This window comes from Nannocystis pusilla (genome assembly GCF_020073745.1).
GTDB lineage: Bacteria > Myxococcota_A > Polyangia > Nannocystales > Nannocystaceae > Nannocystis > Nannocystis radixulma.
Genome location: NZ_JAIRAU010000040.1, coordinates 102496 through 115493, shown reverse-complemented (window position 1 = coordinate 115493; position 12998 = coordinate 102496). Strand labels below are relative to the sequence as shown.

Sequence of the window (12998 nt, the reverse complement as noted above, 5' to 3'; positions counted from 1 at the left end):
GGGCCGGAAGCTAGCACGGAACCCGCGGCGGAGGGATGGTCACAACAGCGCGCCGCCCTCCGGCACCGCCAGAACCGCGGCGTCACCGAGCGCGCGAGCGAGGGCGTCCCGGGCGTCGCCCGCTCGCCCCGCGTGCGCGCCGATGGCCTCAAAGGTCACGCGCACGACGCACCGCAGGCGCCCGTCGTCGCCGCTCAGCCAGCGCGGATAGGACCCGATCTCGACGTCCGGGTAGTCGGCCACGACCGCGTTCAACGGGGCGGCGAGGTCCGACTCGTCCATCTCCGTGTGCAGGGTCTCCAGCGCCCAACCTCCGGCGTCGGGCAGCTCGCCCGGGATCTTCTCGAGCGCCTCGATCTTGGCCCGACACAGCTCGGGGATCCCGGGCAACACGTAAATCCGCCGCGCACCGGGCTGCGCACCCGGAGCCGCCGAGGCCGGCGCCGGCAGGTCGATCCGCATCACCGGCCAACCCTTGGCGGCGGTCAGCGCGGTGCCCTCGGGCAGGTCGGCCATCTTCAGCGCGGCCTCCGTGATGCGCTCGCCGAAGTGCGCGCGCAGGGTCCGCTCCATGTCGGGGTCGCGGCGCAGCGGGCGATCGATGGCGCGGGCGATCGCCTCCATCGTCACGTCGTCGTGGGTGGGGCCGACGCCGCCGCTCGTGAACACCAGCGGCACCCGGGCGAGCAGCCGCAGCAGCGCCTCGCCGATCCCGGCCAGGTCGTCCTCGACGGTGCACATCTCGACCAGGCGGATCCCTCGCCGGCGCATCATCTTCGCCAGCTCGTGGCCGTTCTGGTCGCGGATCTTGCCGCTGAGGAGCTCGTTGCCGATGAGGAGGACGGCGGCGCTGGTGACGGAGGGTTCGCGGTCCATGGGCCTCGTCGCAGCGTACCAGGAGTGAGCGGCGGGTGAGCCAGGACACCGCCGCGGTCCGGGCGCGAGGGGGTGCGCGGGTTGACGCGACGCTCGGCCCGGCGCTATCCCTCCGCGCCAGGTAGAAGCGATGCACCGCGCAGGCGACAGCGGCGACCGGGGCGCGGCAGCGCGGCGGGTTCGTCGTCCCGGCCGCGACCTGTGCGAGATCGCCGACCTGTCGCCCGCCGAGGCCTGCGCCGTGCTCGCGGCCGCGACCCGCGTGCTGCCGCTGGCCGAGGGCACCGGCGCGCGCGAGCTGCCGATCCTCCGCGGGGCCCAGATCTTGAGCGTGTTCTCCGAGCCGAGCACGCGCACGCGCCTCAGCTTCGAGGTCGCGGCGCGCCGGCTCGGCGCCGAGGTGGTGCACTTCGTCCAGGACGCGGCGAGCTCGGCCAGCAAGGGGGAGAGCGAGCGCGACGCGCTGCAGAACCTCGACGCGATGGGCTTCGACGCCGTGATCGTCCGCGACCGCCGCGACGGGGTGCCGCGCGCCTGGACCGAGGTGATGCGGGCCCGCGTCGTCAACGCCGGCGACGGCGTCAACGAGCACCCGACGCAGGCGCTGCTCGACGCGCTGACGATCCTCGAGGCGTTCGGCCGCGCGCCGGCGCAGGACGCGATGGCCGGCTTGCGCGTGGCCGTCTGCGGCGATGTCCGCCACGGCCGGGTGGCCCACTCCGACCTGCAGCTGTTCCGCACGCTCGGGGCCGAGTGCGTGGTCGCGGGTCCGGGCGACCTGGCGCCGCCCGACCTGGCCGCGCGCCTGGGGGCGAAGGTCGCGCCGAGCCTCGACGAGGCGCTGGTCGGGGCCGACGTGGCGGTGATGCTGCGGATCCAGCGCGAGCGCCTCGGCGCCGACGTGGCGATCCCCGACGCCGCGAGCTATCACGCCGCCTGGGGGCTGACGCCCGCGCGGGTCCGCCTGCTCAAGCCCGGGGCGATCGTCATGCACCCGGGGCCGATCAACCGCGGCGTCGAGATCGCCGACGCGGTCGCCGACGGCCCGCACAGCCGGATCCTCCGCCAGGTCACCCTCGGCGTGGCGGTCCGCATGGCGGTGCTGGCCCGCGCCTGCGGGGTCGAGCTGCTCTGAAGAACATGTCTGGAGGACCATGACCCAAGCAACAGCCCGCCCCGACCTCGCCGCTCGTCCGCTCACCGCCGCCGGCCCGGCCGCGCGCCCGGGGGCGCTGGTGCTGGCCGACGGCCGGGTGTTCCGCGGGCTCGGCTTCGGCGCGGCCACCACGGTGGTCGGCGAGGTGGTGTTCAACACGTCGATGACGGGCTACCAGGAGATCGTCACCGACCCGTCGTACACCGGGCAGCTGGTGTGCTTGACGGTGTCGGAGGTCGGCAACGTCGGGGTCAACGCCGACGACGAGGAGTCGCGCGAGCACGGCTGCGCGGGGCTGATCGTCCGCGCGCTGTCGCCGGTGGTCTCGAGCTGGCGCTCGCAGCAGGACCTCGGCGGCTACCTGGCGCGCAAGGGCCTGCCCGGGCTGGCCGAGGTCGACACGCGGGCGCTGACCCGCCACCTGCGCGACCGCGGGGCGATCATGGCGGCGCTGTCGAGCGAGCACGACGACGTCGACGAGCTGCTGGCGCTGGCCCGCTCGGCGCCGTCGATGGAGGGCCAGGACCTGACCGGCCGGGTGACGACCGGCAAGACCTACGCGTGGGACCAGCCGAGCTGGCAGCACGCGGCGCCGCCGGCCGACGTGCACGTGGTCGTGTGGGACTACGGGATCAAGCTCAGCATCCTCCGCCGCCTGCGCGACGCCGGCGCCCGCGTGACGGTGGTGCCGGCGAGCACGCCGGCGAGCGCGGTGCTGGCGCTGCGACCCGACGGGATCCTGCTCAGCAACGGCCCCGGCGACCCGGCGGCCGCGACGGCGGTGATCGCCGAGCTGCGCGCGTTGCTGGCGGCGCAGGGGCTGCCGCCGGTGTTCGGGGTGTGCCTCGGCCACCAGCTGCTGGCGCTGGCGCTCGGCGGCCGCACCTTCAAGATGAAGTTCGGCCACCACGGCGGCAACCACCCGGTTCGCCACGAAGACAGCAAGAAGGTGGCGATCACCTCGCAGAACCACGGCTTCGCCGTCGACCTCGAGTCGCTCGGCGCCGGCGCGACGCTGACCCACCTCAACCTGTTCGACCGGACCTGCGCCGGCCTGCGCGTGCGCGGCCGGCCGATCGGCTCGGTCCAGTACCACCCCGAGGCCGGCCCCGGCCCCAACGACGCCACCGACCTGCTGGCGAGCTTCGTCGCCCAGGTCCGCCGGCTCCGCCGCGAGCGCGCCGACTAGCCGAACGGACAGGTCCGATCGGGCATGGCTGCGGGGCCAGGTGTGAACGGACAGGTCCGCAAGGACATTGATCGAAGGACAGGCGCGGCCGTCCGGCGGGGCAGGTCGCCCGGGAGGCCGGCGTGAGCGGCGAGGGCGAGTTCCTCGGCCGCGCGTGGCTGTCGGCGGCGCTCGACGAGCTCGGCGAGCAGGTGTTCGGCGGGCGCGACGGGGCCCGCCGGGCGGCGCCGCTGCTCGAGCGCTGGGACCGCGAGGTGGGGGTGCACACGTCGCTCGACAGCGGCCACGAGGCGCTGTCGGCCGCCCGCATCGACTGGGCGCTGTGCGACGCGACGCCGCCGGGCGCGGCGCCGGGCGACACGTGGGCCTGGCGGGCGGCGACCGGCCGCGTGCCGGGGATCGAGCCGACGCCGGTGATCCACCTGCTGGCGACCACGCAGGTCGGGCTGTTCGAGGTCTGGCCGGGCAGCCCGCTGCTGCTGCGCGATCGCCTGCGCGGGCTGGTGGCCCGCGTCGACGAGCCGGCGCCGTGGCTCGGCGAGTCGCGCCGGGCGGTCGCGCTGTGGGAGATGCGCCTGGCCTTCGGGGCAGGTGGTCCGTGGGCCTGCCGCACGCCGATCGAGTACCCGCTGGCGATCGCGCCGCTGCTGCAGCGGGCCCACGAGGGCCACTGGCGGGCGCCGGAGCGGATCGAGCTGACGCCGTGGCGCCGCCAACGACTCCGCTGGGCCCGCGACCGCCGCGGCGAGGATCCTCGCGGGTTCTTCTCCGGCCTGTGAGCCGGCCGGGAGCGGCGTTGCGAGGGTGCGGGCAGTCTTTGTAGACTGCGTGCTTCGGATGGCTGAAGCCGCGCAGTGGGCGAGCAGACTCGCGATCGTCGGCGCGCTCGGGCTCGGGTGTCACGACGCCGACGACGACGCCGACGCGCCGGCGTTCGCGGGCGAGTACGTGGCGGTGTACGCCGAGCACGAGCTCGAGCCGTGCGGCGGGACGCTCGCGCACATGGACGCGTTCGTCGTGGCGCTCGCGCAGGAGTTCGCGCTCGCGTTGCCGTCCGGGGCCGAACGGATCCGCTTTCACTGGGAGACGACGGCGTCCGTGGCGGCCAGTTGCGGCCGCGAGGTGGCCGGCTGTGTCGTCCGCGGCGAGGCGTTCGCCGCGTCGATGCCCTTGAACCACGAGCTCGTCCACGTGGTCGCACGTGCCCTCGGGCAGCCGCCGGCGTTCCTCCGCGAGGGCCTGGCGGTGGCCTACGAGGGGCTCGGCGCCGAGTTGTTCGGGATCGGCTGGGCGCCCGAGGAGCCGGACCTGCGCGCGCTGGTGACGATGTCGGGGTTCGAGCTCGCCGACCTGCTCGGGGTGTACGAATTGGTCGGCGGGTTCACGGCGTTCCTGATCGAGACGTACGGGTTGCCGGCGTACCTGCGCGTGTACGGGGGGCTCGCGGCGGGCGCGTCGGTCGCCGAGGTGGACGCCGTGTTCCGCGAGGAGTTCGGCGACTCGTTCGAGGAGACGGTGGTCGCGTTCGAGGCGGACGCGTCGGCGTGTGCGCACCAGCGATTCGACGCCAAGCTGATCGAGTGCGCCGCGCCCGAGGTGGCGTGGGACGGCGCGAGCTACTCCGAGCGAGTCGAGCGCGCCTGCGATCAGGACGACGCGATCGGCCCGTACGGCGACGAGCCCCCGTACGGCGACCAGATGTTGTTCCTGCGCACCATCACGATCCCGACGACCGGCAAATACGAGCTGCGCATGGCCGGCGACGACGCGCCGAGCGCGACGCTCCCGGACACCGGATACATCGGCGGGCAGGCGCTCGGCGTGTCGCTGATCCGCTGCGGGGCGTGCGACGAGGGCGGGTGGTTGACGACCCGTCGCGGCGACAGCCCGCGGGCGTGGACGCTGGCGGCGGGTCGCTACGCGCTGCGGGTCCACGCGCTGGCGAGCGAGCCGGCGGAGGTCGGCTTCTCGCTGACGCGCGTGGCCGAGGATGCTCCTTGAATCGCAAGTCACACCGCGCCCGGAAGTCATATGTCCTTGAAGCCATCTCGACTGTATCTGCCGCCGCTGTTGCTCGGCGTGTGGGCCCTCGCGGGGTGTTTCTACAACCCCACGGGCAGCACGACCGACACGGCAGGCACGACCGGCTCGACCACGAGCGCGGAGCTCCCGCCGCAATTGCGCGGCTGCCTCGAGTGTCCGGATACGGCGAAGCTGTGCTTCTGCCTCGACCCCGACCCCGGCCCCGAGGATGACCCGTGGAGGCCGCCCGACTTCGCGTGCACGCACGAGAGCGCGGCGAACCACGAAGAGGCGTGTCGCAAGGTGTGGGACCTCGAGGAGGAGGAGGCGCTCACGCCGGAGCAGTTCTTCTGCGCGTCCCTGATGTGCGGCGAGGACACGGAGGACGTGCCGACGACCACCGAGGAGCCGCCGGAGTGCACGAGCTGGAGTCCGGCGAGCATGGTCACCAGTTCGGGCGGCGTGCACCTCATGGACGACGCGGACGTCGAGGCCCTGATCGCCGACCCGTCCCCGCTGATCCTGTGCGACGACGTCACCCTGACGGAGCTCCCCGCCGGCGGCGGCTTCGAGGTCGATCAGGCCGACCTCGGCGAGCTCCTCCACGCGCTCGGCCTGCGCGACGGCGACATCCCGCTGACGCTCAACGGGCTCCCGCTCGCGACGGTCGAGGACGCGATGTTCGCGTTCAACGAGCTGTGGTTCGTCGAGGGCGAGACGGACTTCGAGCTCGAGGTCCAGCGCCCGTTCGCCGTCGTCACGCTGTACTACAGCCTCTACTGAGCGGCGGCGCCGGCGCGACGGGGCTCGCGGCGGAAGCCGACCTCTGGTATTGCACAGGCTCGCCGTGACCGCCGACGCACCCCCGAGCGCCCCGCCCTCCTCGCGCGAGTTCACGGTCCGCGCGGTCGTCACCGGCGTCGCCCTCGGGGTCGTGTTCGGGGCCGCCAACGCGTACCTCGGGCTCAAGGTCGGGATGACGGTGTCGGCGTCGATCCCGGCGTCGGTGATGACGGTGGCGCTGCTGCGCGGGCGGGCCAGCCTGCTCGAGGCCAACCTGTCACAGACGATCGGCTCGGCCTCGACGTCGCTGGCGACCGGCACGATCTTCACCATCCCGGCGCTGTTCCTGTGGGGCCTCGCGCCGCCGTTCTGGCAGATCGCGCTGCTGGCCCTGCTCGGCGGGATCCTGGGGCTCGCGGCGATGATCCCGCTGCGGCGCATGCTGATCGTCGAGGCCCACGGCGAGCTGCCGTACCCCGAGGGCCGCGCGTGCGCGGAGGTGCTGAAGGCGACGACGACCAGCGCGAGCGGCAGCGCGTGGATCTTCCGCGGCATGGCCGTCGGCGCGGGCATGAAGCTGCTGGTCGCGCTGCTGTTCGCGGTGCCCTCCGAGGCGGGCGCGGCGGTGCCGCTGCTGCCGAAGGCCGAGGTGGCGCTGGAGTTCGCGCCGGCGCTGCTGGCCGTCGGCTTCATCCTCGGCTACCGCCAGGCCGCGGTGGTGGTCGCCGGGGCGGTGGTGTCGTCGCTGGCCCTGATCCCGCTGATCGCGTGGATCGGCGCCGGCCTGCCCGGGCCGCTCTACCCCGAGCGCGAGCTGACGATCGCGCAGATGGACGCGTCGCAGATCTGGCGCCAGTACATCCGCTACATCGGTGCGGGGGCGGTGGCGACCGCGGGGATCCTGACTGTCCTGCGGAACATGCCCATGATGGCAGGTGCTTTCGTATCTGTCGCAAGGGGCATGCGCAAAGAGACAGGTTCAACGGCGGGCGCCGCGGCGCCGACCGACCGCGACCTGCCGGGCGGGTTCATCGCCGCGGCCATCGCGGTGGTGATCGCCGCGGTCGCGCTGGTGCCGGGGCTCATCGCCGGCGACCTCGGGTTCGTCGGCCGGCTGGTGTGCGCGGTCGGGGTGGCGGTGTTCGGCCTGCTGTCGGTCGCGGTAGCGGCGCGGATCGTCGGCATCGTCGGGGTGTCGTCGCAGCCGACGTCGGGCATCACGCTGGTGACGCTGCTCGGCACCGCGGCCGTGTTCGCGGCGTTCGGCTGGGACGACCTCGGCGCCCGCGCGGCGGTGCTGACGGTCGGCACCGTGGTGGCGGTGGCGACGTCGAAGGCCGGCGACATCTCCCAGGACCTGAAGACCGGCTACCTGGTCGGGGCGACGCCGGCGCGGCAGCAGCTCGGGCAGCTCATCGGGGCCGCGTGCGCCTGCTGGGTGGTGGCCGGGACGGTGCTGCTGCTGTCGAGCTACGGCTTCGGCGGAAAGGAGCTGGCGGCCCCGCAGGCGACCCTGATGAAGACGATCATCGAGGGCGTGCTGAGCGGCGAGCTGCCGTGGGGCCTGGTCGCCACCGGCGCGGGGATCTCGGGCGCGGCGATGCTGTGCGGGGTGTCGGGGCTGGCGTTCGCGATCGGGGTGTACCTCCCGATCGCGTCGATGCTGCCGATCTTCCTCGGCGGCTGCGTGCGCGCGCTGTCCGAGCGCGGTCGCCCGACCGGCGGCGAGGCCCGCAGCGGGATCCTCGCCGCCGCGGGGGTGGTGGCCGGCGAGGGCCTGGCAGGCGTGCTCGTGGCCGGGCTCGTGGTCTCGGGGCTGGTGCCGAAGAAGGCCCCGCCGCTGCTCGGCGGCGAGGTCGGCGAGCTGGCGACGCTGGCGCTGGTGGCCGCGATCTGCTGGTTCCTCTACCGCGGGGCGCGGACGGACGCGTGACGACGGCGGTGTTATCGGACATGTTCGGAGAGACATGTTATAAAAGGCATGTCGTTGCGGACTCGCGCGCGGGGACATGTGTCGCGGGACATGTTCGAATGCACATGCCGGAAGGGCGGGGGCGATGAGCGCGGGTGGTGAGCTCGACGCGGTCGATGTGCTGGTGGTCGGCGGCGGGCCGGCCGGCAGCACGGCGGCGGCGGTGATGGCGAAGGCTGGGCTTCGGGTCCTGCTCCTCGAGGCAGGTTCGCATCCCCGCGCGCACGTCGGCGAGAGCCTGCTGCCGGGGATCATCCCGATCCTGGCGGAGATCGACGCGCTGGCGGAGGTCGAGGCAGCCGGCTTCGGGCGCAAGACGGGGAGCACGCTGTGGGGGTGGGGCAAGACGCCGCGCTGGGACCTGTGGTTCCACGACAGCGACGCGTATGAGCACGCGTGGCTGGTCGAGCGCTCGCGCTTCGACGCGATCCTTTTCAACGCGGCCCGACGCGCCGGCGCCGAGCTGCGCGAACGTGCGGTCGCGCGGTCGCTGCTGTGGGACGGCGAGCGGCTGGTCGGCGTGACGTGGGAGCAAGAGGGCGTGTCGCGCGAGACGCGGGCGCGGCTGGTGATCGACGCGACCGGGCAGTCGATGCTGCTCGGCCGCGCGAAGGGCCGGCGCGAGGAGATCGGCGGGCTGAAGCACCAGGCGATGTGGGCCCACTTCACGGGCTGCGTCGGGGTGCCGCCGCCGCGCCACGAGCAGGCGCTGTTTTTGGCCGAGGCCGATCAGTGGTGGTGGTTCTTCCCGATCGGCGGCGGGCGGGCGAGCGTGGGCGTGGTGCAGCTCGACGCCGGCGAGGCCCGCGGGGCGCCGCGGCGCGACTACGACGGGCTGCTGGCGGCGGTGGGCGAGCTGCGACCGGTGCTCGGCCCGGCGGCGACGCGGGTGACGCCGGTCCGCCACGAGCGCGACTGGAGCTACCGCATATCCGAAGTGACAGGTCCGGGGTGGATCCAGATCGGCGACGCGGCCGGGTTCATCGATCCGGTGCTGTCGACCGGGGTGCTGCTGGCGCTGCACTCGGCGTGGCACGCGGGGCGCACGGCCGTGGCGGTGCTGCAGGGCGGCGCCGACGAGGCGGCCGCGCGCGCCCGCTACCAGGCGCACCACCGCGAGATGTTCGGCGACCTGCTGCGGATGGTCCGCTTCTACTACCAGCAGAACCTGTACCGCGACGACTACTTCTGGGAGTCGAAGCGGATCTTGCTGACCCGCGACACCGAGCTGAAGCCGCAGAAGGCGTTCGTGGTGCTGACCAGCGGGCTGGTGCAGAACCTGGCGCTCGACGAGGTGCGCGACGAGGCGACGGCGCGCCAGACGGCCCGCGCCGAGGGCCTGGGGCGGCCGCTCGGCGAGGCGCCGCCCGAGCGCCTCGGGTTCGTGTGCGTGCACCTGCGCGAGCGCGCGGCGGCGCCGGGGCAGGGCGACCTGTACCTGCTCGTCGAGCCGCGCGACCCGGTCGCGCCGGCGCTGGCCCGCACGCGCAACTTCGACGTCGGGGCGATCGCGCCGCGCCACGGCAACGACCCGCTGCGCGTGCCCGCCTTCGCGCCGGTGATCCGCGGCTTCGTGGCGGCGGTGCAGGGGCTCGACGCGGCGGCGGGGACCGATCTGGCCGCGTTCTGGCGCGAGAGCCGGGTGCGCCTCGGGACATGGCTGAAGGAGCATGTCCCGGAGAACATGGAGCTGGTGCGCGTGTTCGGCGAGTGAGGCCGGAGGCGCGCGACGGGATCAGTACTCGGCGTCGGTGTCCGCCTCGGCCAGCGCGGGCAGACCGGGGTAGCCGTGGAGCGGGGCGCCGATCAGCCACAGCGGGTCGACGGCGAGCGCGCCGATCTTGACGGTGAGGTGGAGGTGCGGGGCCTCGCTGCGGCCGGTGTTGCCGACCAGGCCGAGGGCGGTGCCGCGGTCGACGGGCAGGCCGACGTGGACCAGGAGGTCGTGCATGTGCCCGTAGTAGGAGGTGACGCCGAGGCCGTGGTCGACGATCACGAGGTTGCCGAGCAGGATGTCCCGGCCGGCGAACACGACCACGCCGGGGCCGATGCTGAGGATCAGGTCGCCGATCCCGCCGCGCAGGTCGAGGCCGCGGTGCAGCTTGGTGCCGACGCCCGTCATCGGGTTGGTGCGCCAGCCGAAGTACGAGGTGATGTGCGGGCTCTCGACCGGCCAGCCGAAGCGCAGACCCGGTCGCGCGGCCTCGATGTCCTCGGCCGTGAACGGGTCGCGCGGCGGCGGCGGCGGCTCGGCGGGGGCCTGCTCGACGGCCGCGGCGTCGGACGCCGCGTCGGCCGGCGTCGCGGGCTCCTCGGCGCCCCCACACGCGAGGACCACGGCGAGGGCGATGGACGAGGATGTCCGGAGGGACAGCGTCACGGCGCGCGCACACTAGCAGATCCGCGCGTCGCGGTCACCGGGGCCGGCGAGCGCGGGCGTCGTGTATCGTGGGCGGGCGTGCGTGACTCGGACCCCCTCGTCGGCGCGGTGCTGGGCGACAAGCTGCCGGTGCGGATCGTCCGCCGCCTCGGCGAGGGCGGCATGGGCACGGTCTATCTGGCCGAGAGCACCGCGGCCAGGCTGCCCTACGCGGTCAAGGTGCTGCAGCCGCGCCTGTGCCGCTCGGAGCCGGCGCTGCGCCGGTTCTTCCGCGAGGCGCTGGCGGCCTCGAGCATCCGCCACCCGGGGGTGATCAGCGTCGTCGACGCCGGCAATCTGCCCGATGGGACAGGTTACTACGTGATGGAGTTCCTGGCCGGGGAGGACCTGTCCGTCACGCTGTCGCGCGCGGGTCGGCTGCCGTGGCGGCGCGTCCGTCACATCGCGCTGCAGATCTGCGACGCGATGGCGGTGGTCCACGCGCACGCGATCGTGCACCGGACGAGGTGACGGCCGCGGACGAGCTGCGTTCGCGCTGCGCGACGGTCGACTGGATGGCGGCGACGAACGGCGAACAGGGGGTGGTGCCGATGATCTGCTCCACGTTCACGAGCACCCAGGAGCTCCTCGATTACGTGTGGGCGACGTTCCCGCCGCGTCGCCGGCCGCCGCCGCGCACCTACGGCTCGCTGTGGCTGCTGCGCAACCGGGCCTCCGGCGAGACCGTGCCGCTCGACCGCAGCGGCGCGACGCCGGTCGCGGCCGTGGACTTCGTGCCGGGGGCCGAGTTCGAGGTGGTGATGTTGCCGCCGGAGACATGAATGTCAGGGCATGTCTGAGCGGGCATGTGTTTACAAACATGCCTGATCGGGCAGGCCCCTTCGGGCATGGCCCGAAGCTCAGGCGACGGCGGTCAGGAGCTCGAAGTCGACGAGCAGGCGCAGCAGGTCGGGCGAGACCTCGACGCCGAGGCCGCGCAGTTCGGTGAGGACGTCGCCGGTGGGGCGGCCGTCGAAGCGCGGCAGGAGGTCGAGGAGGGCGGTCGGCAGCTCGAGGGCGTCGGTGTCGAGGTAGGTGACGACGCGGCTGCGGTCGTCGCCGCGGTGGGACACGCGGATCGTGCCGAGCCGGAGGGCGGCGGGCAGCGGGCCGGCGAGGGCGGCGTGGGCGGCCAGGAGGTCGCCCACCTGGACCTCGATCGCGGGGCCGACGAGCGCCTGTACTTCGGACCAGGTCAAGGCCTCGACCAGCTCGGCGGCGCGGCGGAAGAAGTCGGCCTCGCGGCCCGACCAGCGGCTCCACGCGGCCTCGCCGTCCTCGATGTCCGGGGTCTCGTCGAACAGGATCGTGCAGGCGCACCAGTGGCTGAGCTCGCGCTCGACGGCGGTCAGCAGGACCTCGAGCGCCTGCCAGAACCGCTGGCCGCGGGCGCCGCGGTCGTGCTTGCAGTACCAGGTGGCGCAGATGCCGTTGCGGTGGCGCCACACGCCGCACAGACCGCCGGCCTCGTCGATGTAGTAGGGGCAGAACAGCGAGGGGTCGCGGCCGAACTGCTCGGCGGCGAGGATGTCGCGGTAGCGCTCGCGCTCGTCCTCGGTGGCGTCGAGGCCGTGCGGGGTGACGCTGGCCGGCAGCGCGCTCATGCGCCGCAGCAGGCGCTCGCGCCCGACCAGCGAGCCGGCCTTGAGCCCGCCGCCGACGAGGAAGTTGGCCAGCGCCGGCACGTAGGTGCAGCACTTGGTGGCGTCGGCGAACCGGTAGCCCTCGGGCACGTGGCTCTGACACTGCACGCAGTCGCCGCACGTCGCGGCCTGTTCTTCGGGTAATGGCCCTCCGAGCAGGTCGGAGATCCAGCGGCCGTACAGCGACGGGAGCATCGGCGACGAGGTCGGGGACGACGCTAGCACGCGCCCGGGGGCGAGGGCGCTCTGCCGTCACCCGCCGACCTTGCGGGCGGGGCCGCGTGCCGGATAGGTTCGCGGCATGGGTGGGGTGCAGGCGGGGCCGCGTCCGGCGGCGCAGGTGAAGTTCGACGTCGACGCGATCCGGCGGGTGCCCGGCGGGATCGCCTCGCACCGGGCGACGCTGCAGGTGCTGGGTCCCGACCGGCCGAGCCCGGCCGCCGACGCGCGCCGCTGAAGGGCTCGCGCGCGCCCGCAGGCCCGTGCTCTACTGGCGGCCGATGACGGCCGACCTCACGGCGATCGCGGGCGTGTTCGATCACCACCACACGGTGACGCCCGCGGAGATCGACGAGCTCGATCACGTCAACAACCTCCACTACCTGGCGTGGACGCAGGCCGCCGCGAAGGCCCACTCGAGCGCGGCGGGCTGGCCGTTCGCGCGCTACCGCGAGCTCGGGGCGACGTGGGTGGTGCGCTCGCACGCGATCGAGTACCTCCGCGCGGCCCGCCTCGGCGACGGCGTGGTGGTCCGCACGTGGGTGACCGAGATGGGGAAGATCCAGTCGCTGCGCCGCTACCAGATCGTGCGGGCGAGCGACGCCGAGGTGCTGGCGACCGCCGAGACCCGCTGGGTGTTCGTCACGATCGCCGGCCAGTCGCTCGCCCGCGTGCCCGAGGAGCTGCGGGCGGCCTTCCCCGTGGTCGCGCGCTGACGC

14 protein-coding genes are annotated in these 12998 nt (G+C 73.9%); 11 read left to right on the top strand and 3 right to left on the bottom strand.

Annotated features, from left to right (window positions below; translation table 11 throughout):
* Positions 1–39: 39 nt before the first annotated feature.
* A complete protein-coding gene (locus K7C98_RS28980) occupies positions 40–876 on the bottom strand; it encodes a competence/damage-inducible protein A (RefSeq protein WP_224195037.1) in 837 nt (278 codons plus the stop codon).
* A gap of 130 nt (positions 877–1006) precedes the next feature.
* Here K7C98_RS28980 and K7C98_RS28975 point away from each other — a divergent pair, with 130 nt between their 5' ends.
* The 7 genes from K7C98_RS28975 to K7C98_RS28945 all read left to right on the top strand — a co-directional run bounded on the left by K7C98_RS28975 (position 1007) and on the right by K7C98_RS28945 (position 9712).
* Complete coding sequence (locus tag K7C98_RS28975; RefSeq protein ID WP_224195036.1) at positions 1007–2011, top strand: aspartate carbamoyltransferase catalytic subunit; 1005 nt, start codon at positions 1007–1009, stop codon at positions 2009–2011.
* A gap of 19 nt (positions 2012–2030) precedes the next feature.
* The gene (gene carA / locus K7C98_RS28970; protein ID WP_224195035.1) at positions 2031–3221 is read left to right on the top strand and encodes a glutamine-hydrolyzing carbamoyl-phosphate synthase small subunit; all 1191 of its coding nucleotides are present in this window, start codon (positions 2031–2033) and stop codon (positions 3219–3221) included.
* Between the two features lie 122 nt (positions 3222–3343).
* Complete coding sequence (locus K7C98_RS28965; protein ID WP_224195034.1) at positions 3344–4000, top strand: hypothetical protein; 657 nt, start codon at positions 3344–3346, stop codon at positions 3998–4000.
* Positions 4001–4058: 58 nt separating this feature from the next.
* On the top strand, positions 4059–5222 hold the full coding sequence (locus K7C98_RS28960) for a hypothetical protein (RefSeq protein ID WP_224195033.1): 1164 nt from the start codon (positions 4059–4061) through the stop codon (positions 5220–5222).
* A gap of 36 nt (positions 5223–5258) precedes the next feature.
* Positions 5259–6026 (top strand): hypothetical protein, encoded by a 768-nt coding sequence (locus K7C98_RS28955; RefSeq protein WP_224195032.1) that lies wholly within the window; start codon positions 5259–5261, stop codon positions 6024–6026.
* Between the two features lie 64 nt (positions 6027–6090).
* Positions 6091–7959: an OPT family oligopeptide transporter gene (locus K7C98_RS28950; protein ID WP_224195031.1), complete on the top strand. Its 1869-nt coding sequence runs from the start codon at positions 6091–6093 to the stop codon at positions 7957–7959.
* Positions 7960–8083: 124 nt separating this feature from the next.
* Positions 8084–9712, top strand: coding sequence for an NAD(P)/FAD-dependent oxidoreductase (locus K7C98_RS28945; protein ID WP_224195030.1), 1629 nt, complete (start codon positions 8084–8086; stop codon positions 9710–9712).
* Between the two features lie 21 nt (positions 9713–9733).
* Here K7C98_RS28945 and K7C98_RS28940 read toward each other — a convergent pair whose 3' ends face one another.
* Positions 9734–10378: a M23 family metallopeptidase gene (locus tag K7C98_RS28940; protein ID WP_224195029.1), complete on the bottom strand. Its 645-nt coding sequence runs from the start codon at positions 10376–10378 to the stop codon at positions 9734–9736.
* A gap of 78 nt (positions 10379–10456) precedes the next feature.
* On the opposite strand from K7C98_RS28940, the gene K7C98_RS28935 reads away from it, so the two are divergent.
* Positions 10457–10888 (top strand): protein kinase domain-containing protein, encoded by a 432-nt coding sequence (locus K7C98_RS28935; protein ID WP_224195028.1) that lies wholly within the window; start codon positions 10457–10459, stop codon positions 10886–10888.
* The gene (locus K7C98_RS28930) at positions 10885–11199 is read left to right on the top strand and encodes a hypothetical protein (protein ID WP_224195027.1); all 315 of its coding nucleotides are present in this window, start codon (positions 10885–10887) and stop codon (positions 11197–11199) included. Before K7C98_RS28935 ends, K7C98_RS28930 begins: the two co-directional genes overlap by 4 nt.
* Positions 11200–11277: 78 nt before the next feature.
* Here the strand turns inward: K7C98_RS28930 and K7C98_RS28925 are convergent, their stop codons facing one another.
* Positions 11278–12255, bottom strand: a complete 978-nt coding sequence (locus tag K7C98_RS28925; RefSeq protein WP_224195026.1) for a hypothetical protein — start codon at positions 12253–12255, stop codon at positions 11278–11280.
* Positions 12256–12361: 106 nt separating this feature from the next.
* Between K7C98_RS28925 and K7C98_RS28920 the strand changes: the two genes are divergently transcribed.
* Positions 12362–12517, top strand: coding sequence for a hypothetical protein (locus tag K7C98_RS28920; RefSeq protein WP_224195025.1), 156 nt, complete (start codon positions 12362–12364; stop codon positions 12515–12517).
* Between the two features lie 43 nt (positions 12518–12560).
* Positions 12561–12995 carry an acyl-CoA thioesterase gene (locus K7C98_RS28915; protein ID WP_224195024.1) on the top strand — a complete coding sequence of 145 codons (435 nt, stop codon included), beginning with the start codon at positions 12561–12563 and terminating at the stop codon, positions 12993–12995.
* The last annotated feature ends 3 nt before the right edge of the window (positions 12996–12998 follow it).